Origin of the sequence: Enterobacter cloacae complex sp. P47BA (genome assembly GCF_014930485.1) — a bacterium.
Lineage (GTDB): Bacteria > Pseudomonadota > Gammaproteobacteria > Enterobacterales > Enterobacteriaceae > Enterobacter > Enterobacter bugandensis.
This window is the reverse complement of sequence record NZ_JADBRF010000001.1, coordinates 1-24,051: the sequence shown is the minus strand read 5'-3', so window position 1 is coordinate 24,051 and position 24,051 is coordinate 1. Positions and strand designations below refer to the sequence as shown.

The following is a 24,051-nucleotide window of genomic DNA, read 5'->3' as shown; positions in this document are numbered from 1 at the left end:
AACCTGCCCTCTGCATCTTATCCCCTCACATTACAGGGAAAATTTGCCCCCAAAGCGCCCCCGGCGTAGACTATTGTCACTGTTTAAGGAGTGGATTATGCAGAATACGACCCAACCCATTGACCGAGCCTCTCTGCTTATCGAAGCAAACAAGCTTATTCGTGACCATGAAGATACGCTGGCAGGCATTGAAGCCACCGGCGTTGAGCAACGTAATGGCGTGCTGGTTTTCAGCGGCGAATACTTCCTTGACGAGCAGGGGTTACCGACCCCGAAAAGCACTGCCGTGTTTAATATGTTTAAATACCTGGCGCATACGCTTTCAGAGAAATATCACCTGGTCGACTAATGCAAAACGCGAGGCATATGCCTCGCGTTTTTGTTTACAGCAGCGGTTTTTATCCGCGCTGTAGCCAGCGAAGCAGCAGGCGGTCCGCGCTTTCCGCCGCACTGTTGGTAAAGCGGTCCATCAGCCGTTTGCGCTGTGTAAAGCGCACGCCTACCAGTTCCCGGCCTTCCATCAGGTTGAGCAGCAGGTCATCACTGGTACCTACTTCATCCACCAGCCCTTTTTCCTGCGCCTGGATGCCGTACCAGTGCTCACCAGTCGCCACCTGTTCAATATCCAGCGCTGGGCGCATGCGATGTACGAAGTCTTTAAAGAGATGGTGAGTTTCATTCAGATCTTCACGGAATTTTTGGCGCCCCTCTTCCGTGTTTTCCCCCAGCAGCGTCAGGGTGCGTTTGTACTGACCCGCCGTGTGAAGTTCGATATCAATCTCTTTATTTTTCAGGAAGCGGTTAAAGTTAGGGATCTGTGCGACCACGCCAATCGAACCTATGATGGAAAACGGCGCCGCAACGATTTTGTCCGCCACGCAGGCCATCATATAGCCGCCGCTCGCCGCGACTTTATCTACCGCCACGGTAAGTGGGATCTGCTTCTCGCGCAGACGCTGCAGCTGTGAAGCGGCCAGCCCGTAACCGTGTACCACCCCGCCCGGGCTCTCAAGACGCACCACCACCTGATCCTGCGGCGTTGCCACGGCCAGAACCGCAGTCACCTCTTCGCGCAGCGAAGCGACTTCATGCGCATCCATGCTGCCTTTAAAATCGAGCACATAGATGCGGGGTTTTGCGTCGCCCTGCGGCGTCGCGAGCTTTGCCTTCGCCTTCGCGGCTTTGGCTTCCTGCTTGTGTTTTTTCTTCTGGGCTTTCAGCCACAGCTTCTGCTGATGGCTATCGAGCAGCGAGAGGGACATCTCTTCCTGCATCTCTTTATACTGCTCGCTCAGGCGGGTGATGCGTAACTCCCCACGCTGACGCTTGCGCTGCGTCAGGTTGACAATCAGAACGGCAACCACGGCAATGGCAATCACCACCGTCGCGATTTTGGCCAAAAACAACCCATATTGAGAAAGTAATTCCACGCGTTCCACCTTGATTTAACCACGAATCTTTCACGGCAGTGTACAACAGCCCTGCCCCTGCGTCTCGCCCGTGACATTACCTCTGCGAGCCGTCTTCAGGAATCCCCGCGCTGCGGTTTAAATATTTGCAAATTGTTAATTTTGCAGCAATGCGTCCTGTAGACTGATTGAATTCTCACGCTAATTCGGGCATAAAGCCGAAAAGTCATTATGAAGGCGTGATTGAGACCCCGTGCGCCTGAGGAGTTACTGTGCATTATCAACCGCAAAAAAACCTGCTGCAGAACCGAATCATTCTTGTCACCGGCGCCAGCGATGGTATTGGTCGCGAAGCGGCCCTGACGTACGCTGAATATGGCGCAAGCGTAATTCTGATTGGGCGCAACGAAGAAAAGCTCAAAGGGGTCGCTCAGGAAATTGAGGCCGCAGGCGGGACACCTGCCCCCTGGTACACGCTCGATTTGCTGACATGCACCCCAGCGCTCTGCCAGGAGCTTGCTCACCGTATCAGTACCCACTACCCACGTCTTGACGGCGTACTGCACAACGCCGGTTTGTTAGGTGAAGTGCGTCCAATGGATGAACAGGATCCTGAAATCTGGCAGCAGGTAATGCAGGTTAACGTTAACGGTACTTTTTTCCTCACGCAGGCCTTGCTTCCTTTATTACTCAAATCCGAGTCTGGATCTCTGGTCTTCACCTCTTCCAGCGTAGGCCGCGAGGGACGCGCAAACTGGGGGGCTTATGCTGTCTCAAAATTCGCGACCGAGGGCATGATGCAGGTGCTGGCGGATGAGTATCAGAGCCGCCATCTGCGCGTAAACTGCATTAATCCGGGGGGTACGCGCACCAGCATGCGCGCCAGCGCGTTCCCGACGGAAGATCCGCTGAAGCTGAAAACCCCGGCAGACATTATGCCGCTCTATCTCTGGCTGATGGGCGACGACAGCCGCCGCAAAACCGGAATGACCTTTGATGCCCAGCCGGGCCGCAAACCGGGAATTTCGCAATGAGTGAAGAACGTCATCAGCAGCGACAGCAGCGTCTGAAGGAACAGGTTGACGCGCGCGTCGCGGCAGCTCAGGAGGAGCGTGGGATCGTCATCGTTTTTACCGGCAATGGTAAAGGCAAAACTACTGCCGCGTTTGGCACCGCTACGCGCGCCGTCGGCCACGGGCAAAAAGTGGGGGTCATCCAGTTTATCAAAGGGGAATGGCCCAACGGTGAGCGTAATTTGCTTGAACCTCACGGCGTTGAGTTTCAGGTGATGGCGACCGGGTTTACGTGGGATACGCAGAACCGGGAAACCGATACCGCAGCCTGTCTGGCCGTCTGGGAGCACGCTAAAAGAATGCTGGCCGATCCCTCGCTGAATATGGTGCTACTGGATGAGATCACCTATATGGTCGCCTACGACTACCTGCCGCTGGAGGAGGTGCTGGATGCACTGAAGAGCCGCCCTGCGCACCAGACGGTTATCGTTACAGGTCGTGGGTGTCATCGTGAGATTCTGGAGCTGGCAGATACCGTCAGCGAGCTGCGTCCGGTCAAGCATGCGTTTGATGCAGGCATCAAAGCACAAATTGGCATTGATTACTAAAGAAAAAGCCCAGTGAATTCACCGGGCTTTTTCAATTAACCGTTGTTATTCCGGCTGCAAGAGCGACGATTGCTGTTCACCTGGCTGTGGCGTTTCACCGCACGACGGATCTGATTCGCCTTCATACGACGACGATCTTTCTCCACCGCCACTTTAGAGGTGGTTTCCGGCGTCAGGCCAACCAGCTCGCGCAGGTAGTTAGTCTGGGTAAGATCCAGCTCGGTATAACCACCGCGCGGCAGACCTTTCGGCAGCAGAATGTCGCCGTAGCGAACGCGGATCAGGCGGCTAACCTGCACGCCTACCGCTTCCCACAGACGACGCACCTCGCGGTTACGGCCTTCGGTCAGGGTCACGTTGTACCACTGGTTAATCCCTTCACCACCGGTAAATTTGATGGTTTTGAACGCCGCAGGGCCGTCTTCCAGCTGCACGCCACGCGACAGATCGCGCAGTTTATTTTCATCGACCTGGCCGAAGACGCGAACGGCGTATTCACGCTCAACTTCACGGCTTGGGTGCATGAGACGGTTTGCCAGTTCACCATCGGTGGTGAACAGCAGCAGACCGCAGGTGTTCACGTCCAGACGCCCCACCGCAATCCAGCGGGCGCCGCGCAGTTTTGGCAGACGGTCAAACACCGTTGGACGACCTTCCGGGTCGTTGCGCGTACACAGCTCGCCTTCCGGCTTGTAATACGCCAGCACGCGGCAGATCTGTTCCGCGGACTCTTTCACGGAGATAAGATGACCGTCAATGCGGATCTTCAGCCCCGGTACGATTTCTACGCGGTCACCCAGCGTGGCGATTTTACCGTCCACACTCACGCGGCCCGCTTCAATAATGGCTTCGATTTCACGGCGCGAACCGTGGCCGGCGCGCGCCAGCACTTTCTGTAACTTCTCGCTCATTGAGCTTCCTCAGGTGTCGCCTTCACAGGCGTCGAATCAGGTCAAAAGCAGAGCCGAGCCCTGCTCTGATGGCCGCGTAGTATATCTGCTTACACCTTTACAAGAAAGGCTTAACATCACCCACGCCTTCACGAATCACTTCAGGCGCGTCTTCGGTCAGATCCACAACGGTAGTCGGCTGCTGGCCGAGATAACCGCCGTGAATAATCAGCTCCACCACCTTCTCCAGACGATCTTTTATCTCCTCCGGATCGGACTCGGTAAACTCGCTTCCCGGCAGCATCAGCGAGGTGGAGAGCATCGGCTCGCCGAGGGTTTCCAGCAGCGCCTGGGCAATCGGGTTCGACGGCACGCGCATGCCGATAGTCTTACGCTTTTCCTGCAGCAGGCGACGCGGCACCTCCTTCGTCCCTTTCAGAATGAAGGTGTAGTTACCCGGCGTGTTGTTCTTGATCAGGCGAAACGCCACGTTATCAACATACGCATAGGTCGACAGCTCAGAGAGATCGCGGCACATCAGGGTAAAGTTATGGCCGTCCGGCAGCTGACGAATACGGCAAATGCGTTCCATCGCTCCTTTATCTTCAATTTTACAGCCCAGCGCGTAGCCGGAATCGGTCGGGTAGACTATCACGCCGCCTTTGCGGACGATCTCCACGGCCTGGTTAATCAGACGTGGCTGCGGATTGTCCGGATGGATATAGAAAAACTGACTCATACTTCCCTCTCTTCAATTTGCTGCGGCTGCTCCCAGAGCTGCCAGACCGGCTCAACGCCAGCGGGTAGCCAGAGCTTGCGTCCCAGCTCGATCCACGCGCAGGGCTGGTGGAAATCAGAGCCCTGTGACCCTAGCAGGCCAAACTGGCGGGCGTAAGTCGCGAGCTGCGCGCGCTCGTTGGGCGCCTGCTGACACTGGGCGACTTCCATCGCCTCGCCACCGCATTCGGCAAAGTGCGCCAGCAGCCGTTTCAGCCATTTAGCAGAAAGATTATACCGCCCCGGATGGGCCAGCACGGCCTTACCGCCAGAATGATGAATGACATCAATAGCTTGTTTTATTGTACACCACTGTGGCGGAACGTATCCGGTTTTCCCGCGCGCCAGATACTTTTTAAAGACATCCGCCATGGTCGTCGCTTTGCCCGCTTCAACCAGAAAGCGGGCGAAATGACCGCGGGTGACCGCCCCGCCGTTCGCCAGCTTTTGCGCACCTTCCAGCGCGCCCGGAATATGCGCCTTCTCCAGACGCTCGCCGATCATCTCCGCGCGCTGGTTGCGGCGCGTTTTTTGTTCTTGCAAAAAGGCAAGAAGTGCCGGATGTTCTATATCAATGTTCAGGCCAACGATATGAATCTCATGGTTTTCCCAGACGGTCGAGATCTCGACGCCGGGCACCAGATTCAGCGCCAGCCCGCTGCGGGCAATCTCGGCGCGCGCTGCCGGAATGGCGTCGGTGGTATCGTGATCGGTTATCGCCAGCGTGCCGACACGCATTTCAACCGCGCGATGAACCAGGGCTTCGGGTGTCAGCAGGCCATCAGAGGCCTGAGTATGGCTGTGTAAATCATAAATAATCGCGTAGGTGGTATCGCTCAAAGCACTTCCCATAACAGGTTGGAGACATCCGAAAACGCCATGATACCGACTTAACGTGAAATTCTGAAATCAAGGGTTGACAATACGTCACCGAACTAGTTAACTAGTACGCAAGTTCACACGAGAAAGGTATCTGAAAATGACAGCACATTTCACTCTGCACGGTTGGTGGCGCACTTCCTGATCTTCGGGCAGTGTCACGCATCTGCGAAATGCAAACAGATACCCGCCCGCTACCCAGCGGGCTTTTTTTTGAACAGAATAAATGAGAATCACAACATGCAAACAGCCAAACCTCATCTCGAACTGTTGACCTGCGAGGCGGTCTATCGCCACAACCCGACCGCGCTGTTTCATCAGGTGTGCGGCGCGCGTCCGGCGACGCTGCTACTGGAGTCTGCGGATATCGACAGCAAGGACGATCTGAAAAGCCTGCTGCTGGTCGACAGCGCGCTGCGCATTACCGCGCTAGGTGACACCGTCACCATTAAGGCGCTCTCTGATAATGGCGCATCGCTGCTGCCTCTGCTGGATGCAGCTCTGCCCGCGGGCATCGACAATGAACGTCACCCGGACCTGCGAATTCTGCATTTCCCGCCGGTAAGCCAGCTGCTCGACGAAGATGCGCGCCTCTGCTCGCTGTCCGTGTTCGATGCCTTCCGCCTGCTGCAAAATCTTGTCACCGTGCCGGAAGATGAGCGCGAAGCAATGTTCTTCGGCGGGCTGTTTGCTTACGACCTGGTCGCCGGTTTTGAAGATTTGCCGGAAACCGAGCAGGGCAACCGCTGCCCGGACTACTGTTTCTACCTGGCCGAAACCCTGCTGGTGATCGACCATCAGAAAAAATATACCCGCATCCAGGCAAGCCTGTTCACGCCGTCTGCGTCTGAGAAAAACCGCCTTGAGCATCGCATCGCCCAGCTCCGGCAGCAGATGACGGAAGCGCCGCCTGCGCTGCCGGTACAGCACGTGGAAAAAATGACATGCGACGTTAACCAGACCGACGATCAATACGGGGCCGTGGTTCGCCAGATGCAAAAGGCTATTCGCGCCGGGGAGATTTTCCAGGTTGTGCCGTCCCGCCGTTTCTCGCTGCCCTGCCCGTCACCGCTGGCGGCTTACGACGTGCTGAAGAAGAGCAACCCGAGCCCATATATGTTCTTTATGCAGGACAATGATTTCACGCTGTTCGGCGCCTCGCCGGAAAGCTCGCTGAAGTACGACGCCACCAGCCGCCAGATTGAGATCTACCCGATTGCGGGCACCCGTCCGCGTGGCCGTCGTGCCGATGGCTCGCTGGACCGCGATCTGGACAGCCGCATCGAACTTGAAATGCGAACCGACCACAAGGAGCTCTCCGAACACCTGATGCTGGTTGACCTGGCGCGTAACGACCTGGCGCGCATTTGCACCCCGGGCAGCCGCTACGTGGCAGACCTGACCAAAGTTGACCGTTACTCCTTCGTGATGCACCTGGTCTCCCGCGTGGTGGGTGAACTGCGCAGCGACCTCGACGTGCTGCACGCCTACCGCGCCTGCATGAATATGGGCACCCTGAGCGGCGCTCCGAAGGTGCGCGCCATGCAGCTTATCGCCGAAGCGGAAGGACGTCGACGCGGGAGCTACGGCGGCGCGGTAGGTTACTTCACCGCCCACGGCGACCTTGATACCTGCATCGTGATCCGCTCCGCCTACGTCGAAGACGGTATTGCCACCGTTCAGGCCGGCGCCGGGATTGTTCTTGACTCTGTTCCGCAGTCTGAAGCTGACGAAACCCGCAGTAAAGCACGCGCGGTATTGCGCGCCATCGCTACCGCACACCACGCACAGGAGATTTTCTGATGGCTGACATTCTGCTGCTCGATAACATCGACTCCTTTACCTACAACCTGGCAGATCAGCTGCGTGCGAATGGTCACAACGTCGTTATCTACCGCAACCACGTTCCGGCTCAGACCCTGATTGACCGTCTGGCGACCATGCAAAACCCGGTGCTGATGCTCTCCCCGGGGCCGGGCGCGCCGAGCGAAGCGGGCTGTATGCCCGAACTGCTGACCCGCATGCGCGGCAAGCTGCCGATTATCGGTATCTGCCTTGGTCACCAGGCAATCGTGGAAGCCTACGGCGGTTACGTCGGCCAGGCGGGCGAGATCCTGCACGGTAAAGCCTCCAGCATTGAACATGACGGCCAGGCAATGTTTGCCGGGCTGCCGAATCCGCTCCCGGTCGCGCGCTATCATTCGCTGGTCGGCAGCAACATTCCGGCCGGGCTGACCATTAACGCTTCTTTTGAAGGGATGGTGATGGCGGTACGCCACGATGCGGATCGCGTCTGCGGGATGCAGTTCCACCCGGAATCTATACTGACGTCCAACGGCGCGCGCCTGCTGGAGCAAACGCTCGACTGGGCGTTGCAAAAGCTGGAGCAGACCAACACCCTGCAACCGATTCTGGAAAAACTGTATCAGGCCCAGACCCTTAGCCAGCAGGAGAGCCACCAGCTTTTTTCCGCCGTGGTGCGCGGCGAGCTGAAGCCTGAGCAGTTGGCGGCGGCGCTGGTGAGCATGAAAGTGCGCGGCGAAAGCCCGCAGGAGATCGCTGGTGCGGCCACCGCGCTGCTGGAAAATGCCGCTCCGTTCCCGCGCCCGGACTATCAGTTTGCCGATATCGTGGGGACCGGCGGTGACGGCAGCAACAGTATCAATATTTCTACCGCCAGTGCCTTTGTCGCCGCAGCGTGTGGACTGAAAGTGGCCAAGCACGGTAACCGCAGCGTCTCCAGCCGTTCAGGCTCGTCCGATCTGCTGGCCGCGTTTGGCATCAATCTGGAGATGAATGCCGAGCGTTCGCGTGAAGCGCTGGACGATTTGGGCGTCTGCTTCCTGTTTGCGCCGAAATATCACACCGGTTTCCGCCACGCGATGCCGGTTCGCCAGCAGCTTAAAACCCGCACGCTGTTTAACGTGCTCGGCCCGCTGATCAACCCGGCCCATCCGCCGCTGGCATTAATTGGTGTTTACAGCCCTGAGCTGGTCCTGCCGATTGCCGAGACGCTGCGCGTGCTGGGTTACAAACGCGCCGCCGTGGTGCACAGCGGCGGAATGGATGAAGTTTCGCTGCATGCGCCGACGCTGGTGGCCGAGCTTAACGATGGTGAAGTACTCAGCTATCAGCTTGAGGCGTCTGATTTCGGCTTAACGCCGTACCATCAGGAAGCGCTGGCAGGCGGTACGCCGGAAGAAAACCGTGACATTCTGACGCGCTTACTACAAGGTAAAGGTGAGGCCGCTCATGAGGCCGCCGTGGCTGCCAACGTCGCCATGCTGATGCGTTTGCACGGTGAGGAAGACCTGAAGGCCAATGCTCAAAAAGTTCTGGATGTACTGCGCTCCGGTGCAGCTTACGATCGCGTTACCGCACTTGCGGCAAGAGGGTAAAGAATGCAGACCGTTTTAGCGAAAATCGTTGCCGATAAGGCCATCTGGGTGGAAGCACGCAAAGCAGAGCAGCCGCTTGCCAGTTTCCAGAATGACGTCGTCCCGAGCAGCCGTCGTTTCTATGACGCCCTGCAGGGTGCACGTACCGCCTTTATTCTGGAGTGCAAAAAGGCCTCTCCCTCAAAAGGCGTTATTCGTGACGATTTCGACCCGGCGCGTATCGCCGGTATTTATAAGCATCATGCGTCGGCAATCTCCGTGCTGACGGATGAGAAATATTTCCAGGGCAGCTTCGATTTTCTGCCGATCGTCAGCGGCATCGCACCGCAGCCGATCCTGTGCAAAGACTTTATTATCGACCCGTATCAGATCTGGCTGGCGCGTTTCTACCAGGCCGATGCCTGCCTGCTGATGCTCTCGGTACTTGATGACGAACAGTATCGCCAGCTTGCTGCCGTGGCGCACAGCCTGAACATGGGCGTGCTGACCGAAGTGAGTAACGAAGAAGAGCTTGAGCGCGCCATCGCGCTGGAAGCCAAAGTGGTCGGCATCAACAACCGCGATCTTCGCGACTTGTCGATTGACCTGAACCGCACCCGCCAGCTGGCGCCGCGTCTGGGTGCGGGCGTCACGGTGATCAGCGAGTCCGGCATTAACAGCTACGCCCAGGTGCGCGAGCTGAGCCACTTCGCCAACGGTTTCCTGATTGGCTCCGCCATGATGGAACATGACGACCTCAATGCGGCTGTGCGTCGCGTGCTGCTGGGTGAAAACAAAGTCTGCGGCCTGACCCGCGAACAGGATGCGCTGGCCGCGTATGAGGCTGGAGCAATCTATGGCGGTTTAATCTTCGTCGACACCTCTCCTCGTGCAGTCAATGAGGAACAGGCCCGCAAGGTAATCGCGGCGGCCCCGCTGAGCTATGTTGGCGTGTTCCGCAATGCGGATGTCGCGGATGTTGTGGCAAAAGCCGACGCGTTATCCCTGAGTGCCGTTCAGCTCCATGGCGATGAAGATCAGGCGTATATCAATGCCCTGCGCGACGCGCTGGCACCGCAGGTTCAAATCTGGAAAGCACAAAGCGTGGGCAACACCCTGCCCGCACGTAATCTTCACCACGTTGACAAATACGTGCTCGACAACGGCCAGGGCGGCACCGGACAACGTTTTGACTGGTCGCTGCTGAACGGCGAAAAGCTGGACAACGTCCTGCTGGCGGGCGGACTAAGCCCGGATAACTGTGTGGAAGCCGCGAAAACCGGCTGCGCAGGCCTCGATTTCAATTCAGGCGTAGAGTCGCAACCGGGTATCAAAGATGCCAGCAAGCTGGCCTCGGTGTTTAAAACTCTGCGTGCATATTAAGGAAGAGAAGATGACGACATTACTTAACCCGTATTTTGGTGAATTCGGCGGGATGTACGTTCCGCAAATCCTGATGCCCGCGCTGCGCCAGCTGGAAGAAGCGTTCGTGAGCGCGCAGAAAGATCCGGCGTTTCAGGCAGAGTTTACCGACCTGCTGAAAAACTACGCCGGGCGTCCAACCGCGCTGACCAAATGCCGCAACCTGACCGAAGGCACCAAAACCACGCTGTATCTTAAGCGTGAAGATCTGCTGCACGGCGGCGCGCATAAAACTAACCAGGTGCTGGGCCAGGCGCTGCTCGCGAAGCGTATGGGTAAAACCGAAATCATCGCCGAAACCGGCGCGGGCCAGCACGGCGTGGCTTCTGCGCTCGCCAGCGCCCTGCTCGGCCTGAAGTGCCGCATCTATATGGGTGCTAAAGACGTTGAGCGTCAGTCGCCGAACGTGTTCCGTATGCGCCTGATGGGTGCGGAAGTGATCCCGGTGCACAGCGGTTCTGCGACGCTGAAAGATGCCTGTAACGAAGCGCTGCGCGACTGGTCCGGCAGCTACGAAACCGCGCACTATATGCTCGGCACCGCGGCAGGTCCTCACCCGTTCCCGACCATCGTGCGCGAATTCCAGCGCATGATCGGTGAAGAGACCAAAGCGCAGATCCTTGAAAAAGAGGGTCGCCTGCCGGATGCAGTCATTGCCTGCGTCGGCGGCGGGTCTAACGCCATCGGCATGTTTGCCGATTTTATCGACGAAACCCGCGTGGGGCTGATTGGCGTCGAGCCTGCCGGTCATGGGATTGAAACCGGCGAGCACGGTGCGCCGCTGAAGCATGGCCGCGTGGGGATCTACTTCGGCATGAAAGCCCCGATGATGCAGACCGATGAAGGGCAGATTGAAGAGTCTTACTCAATTTCTGCCGGACTGGACTTCCCGTCCGTTGGGCCACAGCACGCGTTCCTGAACAGCACGGGGCGCGCGGACTATGTCTCCATTACCGATGACGAAGCGCTGGAAGCCTTCAAAACGCTGTGCCGCAGCGAAGGGATCATCCCGGCGCTGGAGTCTTCCCACGCGCTGGCGCACGCGCTGAAAATGATGAAAGAGAACCCGGAAAAAGAGCAACTGCTGGTGGTGAACCTTTCCGGTCGCGGTGACAAAGATATCTTCACCGTTCACGATATTTTGAAAGCACGAGGGGAAATCTGATGGAACGCTACGATAACGTATTTGCTGAACTGAAATCCCGCCAGGAAGGCGCGTTCGTCCCCTTCGTTACCCTGGGCGACCCCGGCCCTGAGCAGTCTCTGAAGATTATCGACGCCCTGATTGAAGCCGGCGCCGACGCGCTGGAGCTGGGTATTCCGTTCTCCGATCCGCTGGCGGATGGCCCGACCATCCAGAACGCCACCCTGCGCGCCTTTGCGGCAGGCGTGACCCCAACCCAGTGCTTTGAAATGCTGGCGGCGATCCGCCAGAAGCACCCAACCATTCCAATTGGCCTGCTGATGTACGCCAACCTGGTGTTCAACCGTGGTGTTGACGAGTTCTATGCCGAATGCGCGCGCGTGGGTGTCGACTCGGTCCTGGTAGCAGACGTGCCCGTGGAAGAGTCCGCGCCGTTCCGCCAGGCTGCGATGCGTCACAATGTCGCCCCTATTTTCATCTGCCCGCCTAACGCCGATGATGAACTGCTGCGCCAGATAGCCTCTTACGGGCGCGGGTATACCTATCTGCTTTCGCGCGCGGGCGTGACTGGCGCCGAGAATAAAGCTGCACTGCCGCTGCATCATCTGGTGAAAAAGCTGGCCGAGTACCATGCCGCGCCTCCGCTGCAGGGCTTTGGGATTTCATCTCCCGACCAGGTCACGGCGGCGATTGAGGCTAACGCAGCCGGTGCAATCTCAGGCTCCGCTATCGTTAAAATCATTGAGAAGAACGTGGACAAGCCAGAGCAAATGCTGGCTGAGCTGAAAACGTTTGTCAGCGCAATGAAAGCGGCAACGCGCAAAGCGTAACCTCTCCACCGTCTGGCTTCGCCGCCAGACGGTGTTTCTTTAGCGCCGTCATTCTGGGCACTGCCACGCACATTCGCCTGCTTTTATCGCCTGGAACGAATTTGAAAATAAAGTTACTGACCGCAACAAAATAGCTCGGTGCGGCTTAGGATTCAGGTCGTGGACTTGCCTGTACCGGATATGCCATTATATGATTTGGTTAAATTTTTGTATTTATCTCCTGAATGAGGTTAATACATAATGGCATACGATTCAGGCGATAAGCGATGGTGTACTTGGATTATTTATTAACATTCATAGAAAGCAATCCGGCTCTGGCCATTGGATTTAATCTTATTCTGCTGGTCATCTCCGGTTTCTTTGCGCACCTAATGTGCAAATTTCTGCTCATAAAAATCGTTCGTAAGGTCTTCTTTGCCAGCCATAAACAGGATGTCCCGCTGGAAAAAGATCGTCGTATTGCCGAGAAGCTGTCGAATTTCATTCCGGTTATTATCGTTTATTATGTCCTGCAGTTTATGCCCAATATGCCGACATCGTTGGTGACGGCAATAAATACCATCTGTGGGATTTTATTCTTTATTTTTCTGTCGGTTTTCTTCAATGAGATGCTGGATATTGTCAACAGCTCTTATTTACGCAAGACGAAGCGTAAAAATCACTCTATCAAAGGCTACATCCAGATAGGGAAAATATTTATCCACATCATCGCTGCGATCATGATACTTGCCGTCATGTCGAATAAATCCCCTGCGATCATTATTTCCAGCCTCGGGGCCGTGGCGGCCGTACTGATGTTAGTCTTTCAGCACACCCTGCTTTCGCTCGTGGCCAATATCCAGCTTTCGTCAAATGATGTCCTGCAGTTGGGGGACTGGATTGAAATGCCCGATAAGAACCTGAGTGGCGAAGTGACCGACATAGCGCTGCACACCATTACCATCCGTAACTGGGATAACACGATCTCGCGTATACCGACCAAAAACTTCCTGACCGAAACGTATACCAACTGGCAGGCCATGTTTTCGTCAGGCGCGCGCCGGATTATGCGCAGCACCACTATCGATCAGCACTCCGTTAAATTTCTCACTCAGGAAACCCTGGCCCCGATGCTGGCCCTGCGCGGCACGAATGAACCGCTGGCAAAGCTCATCGACGGGCGTGATCCCATGGGCGTACCGGACAGTTGGTTTATGGATAATGGCCTGACAAATTTAACGCTTTTTCGGCACTACCTGATGGCATGGCTCGCCGATCGGCCTGATATTATCAAAGATATGTATATTGTCGTGAGAACGCTAAAGCCTACGCCGTCGGGTATTCCCCTGGAAATTTATTGCTTTACCTCTTCCGTACTGTGGATGGAGTATGAAAATACCCAGTCAGCGATATTTGAATACATCACCGCTGTCGCCGGTCAATTCTCGCTCCGCTTATATCAGCATCCGGCTGGTCATGATTTCTGGCGTTTATCACAGGAATACAGCCTTCGGGACCGTATCCCGCCTCCGGGTGAAGGATAATTGTCTCTGAAAACAGGTCGACAAGACAGAATAACAATTCTCCTGAAGTCTTAAAAAAACCCGCACTCGGCGGGTTTTTTGTTATCAGTGAAACTTAACTGCTCAGACTCGCATCTTCATCGCTATCGTAAGGGTCATTGATAACAGGCGCGACTTACAGCGGAGAAACATTACCCGCTGCCGGGCCTTTAGCGCCATTTTCAATGGTGAAGGACACTTTCTGGCCTTCATCAAGCGATTTGAAGCTGTCGCTCTGAATAGCAGAGAAATGTACGAATACATCTTTGCTGCCGTCGTCAGGCGTGATAAAACCAAAACCATTATCAACATTAAACCATTTTACTAAACCAGTCATTTTATTAGACATAGATAATTCCTTATTTTTTGAGCCACTAAGCGCGGCGATGATGGCCTGTATTTAGAGAGTAACTTATTTGGCACTTAGGAGGAGGCTCACGAAGAAGAGTATCTATTGATAACACCTGAACTGAGGACTGCTTTACTAAACTGCTTTTATAAGGTCTATATTCCAAACCGAAGACGCTATCCAGGCACAGAAAAATTTTTTAAGTAAAGTTTTTATTTTTTATTATAACCACTTAAACACCCGGACGGCTTAATGGTTATGAAAACTAAAGCCGCTGGAGCCATGTATTCGCATCCTGTAATAACCAAAGCATATCGCCGCTTTTAGTGACGGAGAGCTCCGTGAAAGTGGGGGAGCTTATCGGCACAGAGTGAACACCCCCTCACTATGTAGCTCAATATGCTTAAAATTCATGCCTATAGCGCACAAAGTGAAATAGATTTTCGTTCGAAGCCACTTATCATAGGTGTTTTGAATGAAAGTGGTGGTGTTAATGTCTGTACTCAAAAGCTTTTTCTTCTTTCTTTTCGCGTCAGCAGCCTGCTCCTTGCCCGTACTTTGTCTGTGGGCGGATATCTCTTTATTTAATCTGGATATACCGGAGATATCGCTGACCGAAATTGTGCAGGAATCGGTTTTAGGGGGCATCGTATTTATTCACTTCCTGCTGGCGAAGAAATGGGAATTCATGCGCTATTGCAACATCCTGATCGGCGGTTTTTTCCTCTCCATGCTGATTCGCGAACTGGATGCATTTTTTGATCTTCTGGCTCATGGAAGTTGGGTGTGGTTTGCACTACTTTCCGCCATTTGCGCTTTGCTTTATCCCGTTGTCCATTTCCGACTTACTCTTACGCAACTGACCCACTATACCCGTACCCCCTGGTATGGCATGATGCTCAGTGGTCTGCTGGCAGTCCTGGTTTTCTCCCGGCTGTTTGGAATGCACGAATTATGGTACGCGATACTCGATCAAAGCTACGTCAGGGTGGTCAAGAATGTCGTGGAGGAAGGCAGCGAATCATTCGGGTATATGCTCTGCCTTACCGCATCTGTAGGGTACTACTGCTCTTTCCGATCCCTCTCCCGCCAGAAATGATTCGGGCATTCGAACAGGTGATAAACGAAGCTCCGGTGTGTAAAACCGGAAGCCTCGTTTTGGCTACGCAAGCTTTGCCAGCGCCTCGCCGATGCTTTTTGCTCCGCCGTAGAGATCATGGCCGCTGATAATGTGCTCAGTGCTGTCAACCGTAACCAACAGCAGCGGAACCCCGCTGAAACCTTTTTGATTCATAAGACGCTTTACGTCAGCGATCCTGTCGTCCGTCAGGCTACGAAGCGCGTTATCGGCATCAAGCCGGCCGGCAAAGTTATTGGGGTTGAGGTCAACGTTATTTTCCCGAGCCCAGGCGATGCCGATCTCTTCCACCACATCACTTTGCGAGGTATCACGCCCCAGTACATAGCGAGCATGTTGCAGTGCACGAAGCAGCCCTGCCTCTGCCACCGGGCTGATTTCATGAAAAGCCGTAAGTGCCCGGTTCATAAACGTCGAATCAAAGCGCGCACCTGAGTTCAGGAACTGGTGATAGCTCTCACTGAATGGCTGACCGGTCAGCGAAGCGATACGCCGATCGTTTGTCCACGCATATTCTGCCCATTGGGCGGTGATGTGCCGGGCACCCTCATCACAAAAAAGACCGCTGGGCATTAACGTGAGTTTTTCGATGTAATGTTGTGCCAGATAATTCAGGGCGGGCGAGCTGGCATAACACCAGCCGCAAAGTGGGTCAAAAAAATACTGTAGATTGTCAATGCGCATGTGGTATCCCCTGGGAATCATTAGCCCTCATCATAATGAGATTCCTCAATGCGAAAAACAGCCCTCCAGTAAATTCAGTGTTTCATAGAGCGTACGAATGGACAGTATGTCTGTGCCCGAATGACCCCATCAGGCCAGGTCATTGGCGTCCGGTTTCTGCGCACGGTGGATCTTGTCACGGATCTTATCGACTGATGCTTTGATGTCAGCAATGATGTCAGCGTCCATCCCCAGGGTATCCACAATACAGCGCGTGATAGTGCTGGTCTCGCTTTTCAGCGCCTCCCCCTTCTCCGTCAGGTGGATAAGCACTTCGCGCTCATCCTTCGGATTACGTGTCCGGGTGATCAACCCCGCAGTCTCCAGCCGCTTCAGTAAAGGGGTCAACGTGCTGGACTCAAGAAAAAGAATTCCACTCAGTTCCTTCACTGTTCGCCCATCCTGATTCCACAAGGTAACCATCACCAGATACTGGGGATAGGTCAGGCCAAGCTTATCAAGCATGGGACGATAGAGCTGAGTAAAAACATGTCCTGCAGAGTAAAGAGAGAAACAGAGCATACCGTGCACATCTGGCAGGGAATCCTCGAAATTAGTGTGTTTAGTCATATGTCCTCCAGTCCCCTTAAAATAGTTTGCATACGATTTAATTGCAAGCGATTGACAAAGACAAAAAGGGCTGCCATATTCATTTGCACACAAACAAATCGCACACAAACAAATAACGCAACACATAACAGGAGTACAAAATGACAACTTTCATCACCAAAGACGGAACAGGCATTTTTTACAAAGACTGGGGTTCAGGTCAGCCTATCCTCTTCGCTCACGGATGGCCGTTATCGTCTGATGCCTGGGATCAGCAAATGCTGTTTTTCAGCCAGAATGGTTTCCGGGTTATCGCGCATGACCGTCGCAGCCATGGGCACTCAGACCAGACTTTCCACGGCAACAATATGGATCAGTATGCGGACGATCTCGCTGAGCTGATTGAGTCGCTGGATCTGAAGGATCTCATTTTAGTGGGTCACTCCACAGGGGGCGGCGAAGTTGCACATTATATCGGCCGTCATGGTACCTCACGCGTGGCTAAAGTCGTTCTGGTCGGCGCAGTCCCTCCTCTTATGCTCCGGACGGATGGCAATCCAGACGGTACTTCGATTGAGGTGTTTGATGCTATCCGCGAAGGCACGGCCAAAAACCGCTCACAGTTTTACTTTGACCTGACAATTCCGTTCTATGGCTTTAACCGTGACCATGTCCCCACCAATGACGGGTTACGGGAAAACTTCCGCAGAATTGGCCTGCAGGGCGGCATTAAAGGGCAATATGACTGCATCCATGAGTTCTCTGAAGTCGATTACACACGCGACCTGCAGCAGATTGATCGCCCTACGCTGATTATTCATGGCGACGATGACCAGATTGTCCCCATTAAGGCATCCGCACACCGCGCCGCTGAGATCGTTGCGAATGCGACGCTGACGATATATGCCGGTGGTTCACATGGATTGGCTGAGACAGAGGCCGATCGCTTTAACGCTGACGTACTGGCCTTTATTCGCGGCTAACCAGGTGGCCTGTTCCAGACAGGCCCCCCTACGCATACCCTTTAAACTGTATTGAAAAGAGGAATGATCATGTCCAAATTTGCTGCCTCCCTTGCCGTTGCCGCCGTTCTGCTGTCTGCCAGCGCAATCGCCGAAACCGCTAAGCCGACCGTTGTCCTGGTTCATGGTGCCTTTGCCGACTCTTCTAGCTGGAATGGCGTTACCCGGATCCTGCAAAAGGATGGATATAATGTCGTTGCTGCGGCGAATCCGCTGCGCAGTGTTTCGGGTGATGCGGCTTACGTCTCTTCTGTGGTGAACAACATTAAGGGGCCGGTCGTCCTTGTCGGGCATTCCTATGGTGGCCAGGTTATTACGAACGCGGCCCGTGATACAAACAATGTCAAATCGCTGGTTTATGTCGCCGCATTTGCTCCCGACGCGGGTGAAGCCGCGGCCGACCTGGCAGGAAAATTCCCTGGCGGCACGCTTGGCCAGGCGCTCGCCGCACCGGTGAAGCTGGCTGATGGTAGCGTCGATCTCTCCATCGATCAGGCGAAGTTCCACCAGCAATTCGCGCATGACGTTTCAGCTGAAGAAGCGGCGCTGATGGCCGCAGGGCAAAGACCGATTACCGAAGCGGCTTTAACTGAAAAATCGGGTGCGCCAGCCTGGAAAAAACTGCCCTCTTACTTCATTTACGGTGACGGCGACAAGAATATCCCCGCCCAGGGTTTGCGATTCATGGCTGAACGCGCGGGATCAAAACACACCGTTGTGATTAAAGGCGCATCCCATGTCGTGATGGTTTCACATCCGCAGGATGTCGCCACACTTATCGAGGAAGCGGCGAAGTAAACATCATTCTCCCGCCCCGAAAGCCCCCCCTCGCCTGAGGGGGGGCCATATCCGTAATGCCCTGGTTTTAATCCCGCGCAGAGTACAACGTATCGCAAGATTTAATGACTGAAGTCATAAAAAATGACGCTATCCCGGAGAGTAGGTTTGGAGAGGTTTTAGAGTAACCCAAAAAGTTATATATTCCAGCCCGTTAAATCCAAATACACCTTCTGAGTTCAGAGGCTTACTCATGTCATGGCAATCCTTCAAACAGACTTACCTGGTTAAGTTCTGGTCACCTGCTCCGGCCGTCATCGCGGCAGGCATTCTCTCTACTTATTATTTCGGCATTACCGGCACCTTCTGGGCCGTCACCGGTGAATTCACCCGCTGGGGTGGGCAACTGCTGCAGCTCGCAGGCGTACATACCGAAGAGTGGGGATACTTCAAACTTATTCACCTGGACGGTACCCCGCTTACCCGCATCGACGGAATGATGATTATCGGCATGTTCGGCGGCTGTTTCGCTGCGGCGCTGTGGGCAAACAACGTTAAGCTGCGCATGCCCAAAAGCCGCGTTCGCATCATGCAGGCGGTAGTCGGGGGTATGATTGCCGGGTTTGGCGCCCGCCTGGCGATGGGCTGTAATCTGGCCGCGTTCTTTACGGGGATTCCGCAGTTCTCCCTTCATGCCTGGTTTTTTGCCGTGGCCACGGCGATTGGCTCTTACTTCGGAGCAAAATTCACCCTTCTGCCGCTGTTCCGCATTCCGGTGAAAATGACAAAAGTCAGCGCGGCGTCCCCGCTAACCCAAAAACCGGAGCAGGCAAAGCGCCGTTTCCGCCTCGGAATGCTGGTCTTTTTCGCCATGGTGGCATGGGCGCTCTGCACCGCCCTGAACCAGCCTAAGCTCGGTCTGGCGATGCTGTTTGGCGTGGGTTTTGGTCTGCTCATTGAACGCGCGCAGATCTGCTTCACCTCCGCGTTTCGCGATATGTGGATCACCGGACGCACGATGATGGCGAAGGCGATTATCGCCGGGATGGCGGTCAGCGCCATCGGCATCTTCAGCTATGTTCAACTGGGCGTCGAACCGAAAATCATGTGGGCCGGTCCTAACGCGGTCATTGGCGGCCTGCTGTTCGGCTTCGGGATCGTGCTGGCTGGCGGATGTGAAACCGGCTGGATGTATCGCGCCGTCGAAGGCCAGGTGCACTACTGGTGGGTGGGGCTGGGTAATGTGATTGGCTCGACGATCCTGGCGTACTACTGGGATGACGTGTCACCCGTCCTGGCCACCCGCTGGGATAAGGTTAATCTGCTGAATACCTTCGGACCTCTCGGCGGCCTGCTCGTCACCTACGCCCTGCTGTTGGTCGCTTTTTTACTGGTCGTCGCACAGGAGAGACGTTTCTTCCGCCGTGCGAGCGTTAAAACAGAAACGCAGGAGAATGCAGCATGAAAGAGATCGTGCCTGATTATCGTCTGGATATGGTTGGCGAGCCCTGTCCCTATCCGGCGGTGGCTACGCTTGAAGCGCTGCCGCAGCTTAAGAAAGGTGAAATTCTGGAGGTGGTCAGCGACTGCCCGCAGTCCATCAACAACATACCGCTGGATGCGAAAAACCACGGTTATACGGTGCTGGATATCCAGCAGGATGGTCCAACCATTCGCTATCTGATTCAAAAATGATCGCTAAGGGCCTCGTCAGGGGCCTTTATCGTATTGAATTATAAGACATCTTGATCCACGACAAAAACGTTATTTATGACTTAAGTAAAATCTCATTTCCCTTTTGAAGGAGGTTTTCGCGGTTTGATGTATTTACGAGCTTTACTGGTCTTCGCCTTATTGATTCCCTTCCACGCGCTGTCCCTGAATTTCTCTTCTACTTTCCTGCGTCTTAATTGTCCGCAAAGAGGACTTGTCGAGGTTATTCTGCACGTTTATGACCACACTCAGGAACGGTGGCGCGGCCATTTTGAAACCGGTGCGGGGCATAAACGTGCGGGTGATACCGAAATGATCCCGTTTGCCAACGGCGATATTCTCTTCCATTCCGTATCCAGCGACGCTTTCAGCTATTTATATGATGGGGAAACGATCCTGAGGCACTGCGTAAAGCTCGATGAGCGGCCGGTTTATCCGTCGTTTTGACGTGAGCAAAGCAAACTGGCCACCCTGTGGCCAGTTTGACGGGGGATCAGAAACGATAACCCGCAGAGAACATAAACACCCACGGATCCAGGCGAGTGCTGATACTTTGCTGCTGACCGCCCGCCTTGAAGCGTACGTCCGTATCAATATCCATATACCAGACCGAGGCGTTGATCAGCCAGTCGCGGTTAATCAGATAGTCCAGACCAACCTGCCCAGCCATACCCCACGAGTCTTTCAGGCTGAGATCGGAGAGTCCTGCTTCTTTGCCGGTATCGTTGAATTTCTCATCGAAGAAGGTGGTGTAGTTCACACCCGCGCCAATATATGGACGCACCTTGCTGCTGGCATCGCCAAAGTACCATTGCGCCATCAGCGTTGGCGGTAAATGGTGAACCGTGGCGATATCACCGGTCGCACCAAGACCGACACGGTGACGGAACGGTGTTGCCGCCAGAAGCTCAACCCCAACGTTATCCGTCGCCATCCAGGTGAATGTTAAACCTAACTGGGTGTTGTTACTGACGTTAAAACCGCCCATACCCAGCACGTTATCCGATCCTTCAGTTGGGCGAACCGTAGCCGAACCGGCACGAATAAAGAATTCGCCTGCTTCATGCGCGTACGCGCCGCCAGAGAGACTGCTTAATACAAGGGCTGCCACCGCTAATTTTTTCATATCCGCTCCATCGTTGTGGTTTTAATCGCGGATGAGAATATACTCACAAAAGAGTAATAAGTGATCTGCCACAGATCACATTAAAACCAGTAAGTTAACATTCATTGATCTGGGTTAATTTTTTGTGGCGCTTTGAAAAGCAATAAGTTGTTTCTATGTCAATTTTTGGCATTTCACAGTTACAAAATTTTCTCTTTTCCCCCTCTTGCTCTTCCTCTGTCGGCTGGATAATTTATCGCTCTCACAAGTTGATTTGATGCGTTCTTTTTTGCAGGTGTGCCATGAGTGAAGTTAACCCGTGCATGACGTGCGGAGCCTGTTGTGCGTATTTTCGAGTCTCTTTCTACTGGGCTGAAGCCAACGATGGCGGCGGTACCGTTCCGGTTCATCTTACTGAGCCGTTAACCCCCTTTCTACGCTGCATGAGCGGCACCAATCAAAAGCAGGCCCGCTGCGCGGCCTTACAAGGTGAGCCCGGGGTTTCGACCCGGTGCGCAATCTATGAGGATCGCCCCAGCCCGTGCCGGGAATTTGCCATGTCGGGGGAAGATGGGCAGGTCAACGAAGCCTGTAATCGCGCCCGCGCGCGCTTTGGATTACCGCCGCTTTACAAAGATATGCTTTTCCATACAAGCCTTGATGCTGCCACAGCAGGTTCATCCGGTGTACAATTGCCGGCTAATTAACACCTGCAATACTCAAGGAGAGTGCATGTCTATCACGGCGAAGTCTGTCTACCGTGACACGGGAAATTTTTTCCGCAATCAGTTCATTACCTTTTTACTGATCGCGTTGCTTTGCGCCTTTATCACTGTGGTGCTGGGTCATGCGTTCTCACCGAGTGAAGAACAGATTGCCAGCCTGAGCCAGGGCGACCATCTTGCAGGAAGCGTTGGGCTATTTGAACTGGTGCAAAACATGACGCCAGAGCAGCAACAAATTCTGCTCCGGGCGTCTGCCGCATCCACGTTTTCTGGCCTGATTGGTAACGCCATTCTGGCGGGCGGCGTTTTGCTGATGATCCAACTGGTGTCGGCGGGCCACCGGGTCAGCGCCTTGCGGGCGATTGGTGCCAGCGCGCCGGTCTTACCTAAGCTGTTTATTCTGATCTTTTTAACCACCATGCTGGTGCAGATGGGAATTATGCTGGTTGTGGTGCCGGGCGTGTTACTGGCTATTGTGCTCGCTTTTGCCCCAGTAATGGTCGTTCAGGATAAAATGGGAATTTTTACCGCGATGCGCAGCAGCATCCGACTCGCATGGGCTAATATGCGTCTGGTGGCTCCCGCAGTCATTGCCTGGCTGCTGGCAAAAACGCTCCTGCTCCTGTTTGCTCCGAATTTTGCGGTATTAACCCCGAACGTCGGCGCGGTGGTCGCGAATACACTGAGCAACCTGATTTCAGCGGTGCTGCTTGTCTATCTGTTCCGCCTGTATATGTTAATTCGTCAGTAACCCTGATGCCGGGTGCATGACAGGGCCCGGCTCAACAGAGAAGATGGAATCACAGAATGAAGCAGTTTCTTGATTTTTTACCGCTGGTGGTCTTTTTCGCGTTTTACAAACTGTATGACATTTATGCTGCCACCACGGCGCTGATTATTGCGACAGCGGTTGTGCTGATCTACAGTTGGGTGCGCTACCGTAAAGTTGAAAAAATGGCGCTGGTGACGTTCGTCCTGGTCGCCGTATTCGGTGGGCTAACCCTCTTCTTCCACAATGATGAATTTATCAAGTGGAAAGTGACGGTGATCTACGCGCTGTTTGCGGGTGCGCTGCTCATCAGCCAGTGGGTGATGAAAAAGCCGCTGATCCAGCGCATGCTCGGCAAAGAGTTGACGCTGCCACAGGAAGTCTGGTCGCGCCTGAATATTGCCTGGGCCGTGTTCTTTATCCTTTGCGGTCTTGCCAATATCTATATCGCTTTCTGGCTGCCACAGAATATCTGGGTCAACTTTAAGGTCTTCGGCCTGACGGCCCTGACGCTGATATTCACCCTGCTAAGCGGCATTTATATCTATCGCCACATGCCGCAGGACGACAAGCACTGATTGCTGACTGACCAGAACGTGTTCGACAGGCGTTCTGGTCTATTCTCTCCGCTGTGAAATCATAGTAGCATCCCGCCTGAAGTCTTCCGTTATGAGTTAAAACAATGACAACAAATAACGCCCCTCAGGGCGAACTGGTTTTACGCACACTGGCAATGCCCGCTGACACCAATGCCAATGGCGATATTTTTGGCGGCTGGCTGATGTCGCAGATGGATATGGGCGGCGCAATTCTGGCAAAAGAGATTGCTCACGGACGCGTGGTGACCGTGCGGGTGGATGGAATGACCTTCCTGCGTCCGGTTGCGGTAGGTGATGTGGTTTGCTGTTACGCCCGCTGCGTAAAGCGCGGCAATACATCCATCTCCATCAATATTGAAGTCTGGGTGAAGAAAGTCTCTTCTGAACCGATTGGACAGCGCTATAAAGCAACTGAAGCGCTGTTTATTTATGTCGCTGTCGATAGCGACGGTAAACCTCGTCAGCTTCCGCCAGCCTGAGTGGCAGGCAAAAAAAAGCCTCCTTTCGGAGTAATGCCGATCAGTTAAGGATCGGTTGACCGATCCAGTGGCTGTGTAAGAATCCGGAAATGTTTACCCGTTTCCGGATTTTTTATGCACATTGGACAGGCTCTTGAGCTGGTATCACGTTACGATTCTCTGCGTAACCCTCTGACTTCTCTGGGCGACTATCTTGACCCGGAACTGATTTCC

The 24,051-nt window shown here is 54.4% G+C and carries 29 protein-coding genes, 1 pseudogene and 1 other annotated feature; of the genes and pseudogenes, 22 read left to right on the top strand and 8 right to left on the bottom strand.

The genetic code is table 11. From position 1 onward, the window contains the following. Window positions 1-97 precede the first annotated feature (97 nt). Complete coding sequence (locus IM299_RS00140; RefSeq protein ID WP_003856804.1) at window positions 98-349, top strand: YciN family protein; 252 nt, start codon at window positions 98-100, stop codon at window positions 347-349. A 49-nt stretch (window positions 350-398) separates the two neighbouring features. Here IM299_RS00140 and sohB read toward each other — a convergent pair whose 3' ends face one another. Next, window positions 399-1,430, bottom strand: a complete 1,032-nt coding sequence (gene sohB / locus IM299_RS00135; protein ID WP_193356799.1) for a protease SohB — start codon at window positions 1,428-1,430, stop codon at window positions 399-401. Between the two features lie 251 nt (window positions 1,431-1,681). Here sohB and IM299_RS00130 point away from each other — a divergent pair, with 251 nt between their 5' ends. Both IM299_RS00130 and cobO read left to right on the top strand, forming a co-directional pair. Then, complete coding sequence (locus IM299_RS00130; RefSeq protein ID WP_028013406.1) at window positions 1,682-2,443, top strand: YciK family oxidoreductase; 762 nt, start codon at window positions 1,682-1,684, stop codon at window positions 2,441-2,443. Further along, the gene (gene cobO / locus IM299_RS00125; RefSeq protein ID WP_060571745.1) at window positions 2,440-3,030 is read left to right on the top strand and encodes a cob(I)yrinic acid a,c-diamide adenosyltransferase; all 591 of its coding nucleotides are present in this window, start codon (window positions 2,440-2,442) and stop codon (window positions 3,028-3,030) included. Before IM299_RS00130 ends, cobO begins: the two co-directional genes overlap by 4 nt. A gap of 35 nt (window positions 3,031-3,065) precedes the next feature. On the opposite strand, the gene rluB is transcribed toward cobO, so the two are convergent. The 3 genes from rluB to rnm all read right to left on the bottom strand — a co-directional run bounded on the left by rluB (window position 3,066) and on the right by rnm (window position 5,537). Beyond that, window positions 3,066-3,941: a 23S rRNA pseudouridine(2605) synthase RluB gene (rluB, locus tag IM299_RS00120; protein WP_193356798.1), complete on the bottom strand. Its 876-nt coding sequence runs from the start codon at window positions 3,939-3,941 to the stop codon at window positions 3,066-3,068. 97 nt (window positions 3,942-4,038) lie between these two features. Then, entirely contained in the window at window positions 4,039-4,659 is a 621-nt protein-coding gene (locus IM299_RS00115; RefSeq protein ID WP_003856793.1) for an L-threonylcarbamoyladenylate synthase, read from the bottom strand. Next, the gene (gene rnm, locus IM299_RS00110) at window positions 4,656-5,537 is read right to left on the bottom strand and encodes an RNase AM (RefSeq protein ID WP_028013409.1); all 882 of its coding nucleotides are present in this window, start codon (window positions 5,535-5,537) and stop codon (window positions 4,656-4,658) included. Before rnm ends, IM299_RS00115 begins: the two co-directional genes overlap by 4 nt. A 139-nt stretch (window positions 5,538-5,676) precedes the next feature. Here rnm and trpL point away from each other — a divergent pair, with 139 nt between their 5' ends. The 8 genes and pseudogenes from trpL (at window position 5,677) to IM299_RS00075 (ending at window position 13,872) form a co-directional block, all read left to right on the top strand. After that, window positions 5,677-5,721 carry a trp operon leader peptide gene (trpL, locus tag IM299_RS23065; protein WP_106993556.1) on the top strand — a complete coding sequence of 15 codons (45 nt, stop codon included), beginning with the start codon at window positions 5,677-5,679 and terminating at the stop codon, window positions 5,719-5,721. Then, window positions 5,698-5,791 (top strand) — a sequence feature (Trp leader region). Its footprint overlaps the gene before it by 24 nt. Before the next feature lie 25 nt (window positions 5,792-5,816). Next, a complete protein-coding gene (locus IM299_RS00100) occupies window positions 5,817-7,379 on the top strand; it encodes an anthranilate synthase component 1 (RefSeq protein ID WP_063942357.1) in 1,563 nt (520 codons plus the stop codon). Continuing rightward, complete coding sequence (gene trpD / locus IM299_RS00095; RefSeq protein ID WP_028013411.1) at window positions 7,379-8,974, top strand: bifunctional anthranilate synthase glutamate amidotransferase component TrpG/anthranilate phosphoribosyltransferase TrpD; 1,596 nt, start codon at window positions 7,379-7,381, stop codon at window positions 8,972-8,974. The genes IM299_RS00100 and trpD overlap by 1 nt, the downstream gene beginning before the upstream one ends. A 3-nt stretch (window positions 8,975-8,977) precedes the next feature. Next, window positions 8,978-10,336: a bifunctional indole-3-glycerol-phosphate synthase TrpC/phosphoribosylanthranilate isomerase TrpF gene (gene trpCF, locus IM299_RS00090; protein WP_047364958.1), complete on the top strand. Its 1,359-nt coding sequence runs from the start codon at window positions 8,978-8,980 to the stop codon at window positions 10,334-10,336. Window positions 10,337-10,346: 10 nt separating this feature from the next. Continuing rightward, a complete protein-coding gene (gene trpB, locus IM299_RS00085) occupies window positions 10,347-11,540 on the top strand; it encodes a tryptophan synthase subunit beta (protein WP_028013413.1) in 1,194 nt (397 codons plus the stop codon). Further along, window positions 11,540-12,349: a tryptophan synthase subunit alpha gene (gene trpA / locus IM299_RS00080; RefSeq protein ID WP_193356797.1), complete on the top strand. Its 810-nt coding sequence runs from the start codon at window positions 11,540-11,542 to the stop codon at window positions 12,347-12,349. Before trpB ends, trpA begins: the two co-directional genes overlap by 1 nt. 266 nt (window positions 12,350-12,615) lie before the next feature. Next, window positions 12,616-13,036: pseudogene (locus tag IM299_RS22805) on the top strand (hypothetical protein). After that, on the top strand, window positions 12,958-13,872 hold the full coding sequence (locus IM299_RS00075) for a mechanosensitive ion channel family protein (protein ID WP_224955230.1): 915 nt from the start codon (window positions 12,958-12,960) through the stop codon (window positions 13,870-13,872). The pseudogene IM299_RS22805 and the gene IM299_RS00075 overlap by 79 nt, the downstream one beginning before the upstream one ends. A 154-nt stretch (window positions 13,873-14,026) precedes the next feature. On the opposite strand, the gene cspA is transcribed toward IM299_RS00075, so the two are convergent. Continuing rightward, a complete protein-coding gene (cspA, locus tag IM299_RS00070) occupies window positions 14,027-14,239 on the bottom strand; it encodes an RNA chaperone/antiterminator CspA (protein ID WP_048956179.1) in 213 nt (70 codons plus the stop codon). Between the two features lie 493 nt (window positions 14,240-14,732). Between cspA and IM299_RS00065 the strand changes: the two genes are divergently transcribed. Next, the gene (locus IM299_RS00065) at window positions 14,733-15,338 is read left to right on the top strand and encodes a hypothetical protein (RefSeq protein ID WP_047365473.1); all 606 of its coding nucleotides are present in this window, start codon (window positions 14,733-14,735) and stop codon (window positions 15,336-15,338) included. A 63-nt stretch (window positions 15,339-15,401) separates the two neighbouring features. On the opposite strand, the gene IM299_RS00060 is transcribed toward IM299_RS00065, so the two are convergent. Both IM299_RS00060 and IM299_RS00055 read right to left on the bottom strand, forming a co-directional pair. Next, window positions 15,402-16,061 carry a DsbA family protein gene (locus tag IM299_RS00060; RefSeq protein WP_048956180.1) on the bottom strand — a complete coding sequence of 220 codons (660 nt, stop codon included), beginning with the start codon at window positions 16,059-16,061 and terminating at the stop codon, window positions 15,402-15,404. Window positions 16,062-16,190: 129 nt separating this feature from the next. Beyond that, window positions 16,191-16,670, bottom strand: a complete 480-nt coding sequence (locus tag IM299_RS00055) for a MarR family winged helix-turn-helix transcriptional regulator (RefSeq protein ID WP_193356796.1) — start codon at window positions 16,668-16,670, stop codon at window positions 16,191-16,193. Between the two features lie 140 nt (window positions 16,671-16,810). Between IM299_RS00055 and IM299_RS00050 the strand changes: the two genes are divergently transcribed. From IM299_RS00050 to IM299_RS00030, 5 genes are all read left to right on the top strand, one after another. Continuing rightward, window positions 16,811-17,632, top strand: coding sequence for an alpha/beta fold hydrolase (locus tag IM299_RS00050; protein ID WP_047364946.1), 822 nt, complete (start codon window positions 16,811-16,813; stop codon window positions 17,630-17,632). A gap of 69 nt (window positions 17,633-17,701) precedes the next feature. Further along, entirely contained in the window at window positions 17,702-18,469 is a 768-nt protein-coding gene (locus tag IM299_RS00045) for an alpha/beta fold hydrolase (RefSeq protein WP_047364945.1), read from the top strand. Window positions 18,470-18,701: 232 nt separating this feature from the next. Then, window positions 18,702-19,913, top strand: a complete 1,212-nt coding sequence (yedE, locus tag IM299_RS00040; protein ID WP_193356795.1) for a selenium metabolism membrane protein YedE/FdhT — start codon at window positions 18,702-18,704, stop codon at window positions 19,911-19,913. Then, window positions 19,910-20,143: a sulfurtransferase-like selenium metabolism protein YedF gene (gene yedF / locus IM299_RS00035; protein ID WP_003856774.1), complete on the top strand. Its 234-nt coding sequence runs from the start codon at window positions 19,910-19,912 to the stop codon at window positions 20,141-20,143. The genes yedE and yedF overlap by 4 nt, the downstream gene beginning before the upstream one ends. A 126-nt stretch (window positions 20,144-20,269) precedes the next feature. Further along, entirely contained in the window at window positions 20,270-20,608 is a 339-nt protein-coding gene (locus tag IM299_RS00030) for a hypothetical protein (protein WP_071530987.1), read from the top strand. Window positions 20,609-20,654: 46 nt separating this feature from the next. Here the strand turns inward: IM299_RS00030 and ompW are convergent, their stop codons facing one another. Further along, window positions 20,655-21,287, bottom strand: a complete 633-nt coding sequence (gene ompW / locus IM299_RS00025; RefSeq protein WP_041909620.1) for an outer membrane protein OmpW — start codon at window positions 21,285-21,287, stop codon at window positions 20,655-20,657. 281 nt (window positions 21,288-21,568) lie between these two features. Here ompW and IM299_RS00020 point away from each other — a divergent pair, with 281 nt between their 5' ends. The 5 genes from IM299_RS00020 to IM299_RS22800 form a co-directional block, all read left to right on the top strand. Continuing rightward, the gene (locus IM299_RS00020) at window positions 21,569-21,973 is read left to right on the top strand and encodes a YkgJ family cysteine cluster protein (protein WP_193356794.1); all 405 of its coding nucleotides are present in this window, start codon (window positions 21,569-21,571) and stop codon (window positions 21,971-21,973) included. Window positions 21,974-21,998: 25 nt separating this feature from the next. After that, window positions 21,999-22,742, top strand: a complete 744-nt coding sequence (locus tag IM299_RS00015; RefSeq protein WP_045630546.1) for a YciC family protein — start codon at window positions 21,999-22,001, stop codon at window positions 22,740-22,742. Between the two features lie 56 nt (window positions 22,743-22,798). After that, window positions 22,799-23,338 carry a septation protein A gene (locus IM299_RS00010; protein WP_028013419.1) on the top strand — a complete coding sequence of 180 codons (540 nt, stop codon included), beginning with the start codon at window positions 22,799-22,801 and terminating at the stop codon, window positions 23,336-23,338. A 104-nt stretch (window positions 23,339-23,442) separates the two neighbouring features. Beyond that, the gene (gene yciA / locus IM299_RS00005) at window positions 23,443-23,838 is read left to right on the top strand and encodes an acyl-CoA thioester hydrolase YciA (protein WP_041909616.1); all 396 of its coding nucleotides are present in this window, start codon (window positions 23,443-23,445) and stop codon (window positions 23,836-23,838) included. A gap of 114 nt (window positions 23,839-23,952) precedes the next feature. After that, window positions 23,953-24,051, top strand: a 99-nt coding sequence (locus tag IM299_RS22800) for a hypothetical protein (RefSeq protein WP_227013014.1), incomplete at its 3' end; no start/stop codon positions are given.